This window comes from Heyndrickxia sporothermodurans, assembly GCF_003055045.1.
Taxonomy (GTDB): Bacteria; Bacillota; Bacilli; order Bacillales; family Bacillaceae_C; genus Heyndrickxia; species Heyndrickxia sporothermodurans.
The window spans coordinates 1-1,841 of record NZ_NAZB01000067.1 but is presented as its reverse complement, the minus strand read 5'-3'; the positions used below and the strand labels follow the sequence as shown (position 1 = coordinate 1,841).

Sequence of the window (1,841 nt, the reverse complement as noted above, 5' to 3'; positions counted from 1 at the left end):
CGTTTTGTCAAAACTTTTATATAAAATAGGCTATAAACTACCTTAATAGAGGGATTTTTGAGCAAAAAAATTGCCACCCCCCTAAATCTAAGGATAATTGAGGTTACCACACACCCAACAACCTTAGAAAAGGAAGTGACAAGTTGTACCCTCAAATTATAACCTATTTACTAACTTTTATAAAATTCCAAGAACAAATAATTCGAACATTACTCACCCTACTTATTGGGAAGAGTATGTTTGATAAACCGAAAGATCAGCAGCCTGTTAACAAACCTTATCGAAAACTACAAGTTGATGATCTTCCCATTATCGAAATCCCAGAAAAGCTGAATTATCGAAATCTCCTAACGGAGTACCAAGAGAAGCATGGGAAATCTCTTAAACCCGTTCGAAGACACAAGAACGCAAAAGTGTCGGTACCTAAAGGAATGAAATGTCCTAAGTGTGGTGCACCATCTGATTATCTTTATGCCAATAATGGTGATAAGGGACAGTATCAATGCAAGGTATGTTCTTGCCTTTTCAGCGATAAGAATCGTTTTTCGAAAGAGGCCATTTTGAAATGTCCTCATTGTTCTAAAACACTCGATAAGATCAAGGAGCGAAAAGATTTCGATGTGTTTAAGTGTAAAAACGACGACTGTCCGTATTATCAAAAGAAATTAAACGGTATGTCTTCCAAAGAAAAGAAACAGTTTAAAAAGGATCCCCAGTCGTTTAAGTTAAGGTATATTTTTCGCCAATTCCACATTGATTTTCAACCATTATCCAAGAATTCACCGGAGTTGCCAGTTGTTGATCTGTCTAGAATCTATGCTTCTCCGCATACGTTAGGTTTGATATTGACCTACCATGTGAATTACGGTCTTTCCGCAAGAAGGACCGCTGCCCTTATGCAGGATGTTCACGGTGTAGCTATTTCTCATCAGACGATATTGAACTACGAAAATAGTGTGGCTCTTTTACTTAAACCTTACGTGGATCACTATCCTTATGAGCTTTCAGATCAATTCTGTGGTGACGAAACCTATATCCGGGTCAATGGAAAATGGCATTATCTCTTTTTCTTCTTTGACGCGGTGAAAAAGATCGTCCTTTCGTACCGAGTGTCGCCTAATCGTGATACAGCATCCGCCATTCAAGCGATAAACGACGTCCTACTGAAGATGGAAGAGATCCCTGAAAACCTTACATTCGTAGTAGATGGAAATCCAATCTATCTTCTAGCCCAGCATTTCTTCGCTCAGAATGATATTTCTTTCGATGTGAAGCAAGTAATCGGGCTGACAAATGAAGATCCCATCTCAACCGAATACAGACCGTTAAAACAGATTATCGAAAGACTGAATCGCACATTTAAAGGAAATTATCGCTCTACACAAGGATTTGGATCGGATCATGGATCTGTTTCTTTTGTCACCTTGTTTGCGGCGTATTTTAACTTTCTACGACCACATGCATCCCTAGAGGGCAAGGTACCCGTTGTGAATCCAAAGTTATCAGGACTTCCTACCATGCCTGCGCGTTGGACAAAGCTCATCGAGTTAGCTCAACGATGGATAGTCGAACAAAGATCCGCCTAACTTTTTGTTTAGCAGAGCCCTTGGACCATTTAGCAATCGGCGGAGCGAACTCTTGACAAACCGAACTTGCCAATGGTTTAAAATGAAAATACCAAGGGCTTATTTGGTATGCCTTCTTTTTGTCCCCTTCGCCCTTGTTAACCTTGGATCAAACCATTGGCGTGTTTGTCAAGAGCGATTGCGGGAGCTCCCCACCTAATAAATGGAAAGTAACCTAAACAACTATTTAGTTTTCATAGAACTTTTTACAATACC

At 39.8% G+C, this 1,841-nt stretch carries 1 protein-coding gene; it reads left to right on the top strand.

The features are described from left to right. The first annotated feature begins 143 nt into the window (after positions 1–143). Positions 144–1,586 (top strand): DDE-type integrase/transposase/recombinase, encoded by a 1,443-nt coding sequence (locus B5V89_RS18330; protein WP_108073408.1) that lies wholly within the window; start codon positions 144–146, stop codon positions 1,584–1,586. Positions 1,587–1,841: the final 255 nt, after the last annotated feature.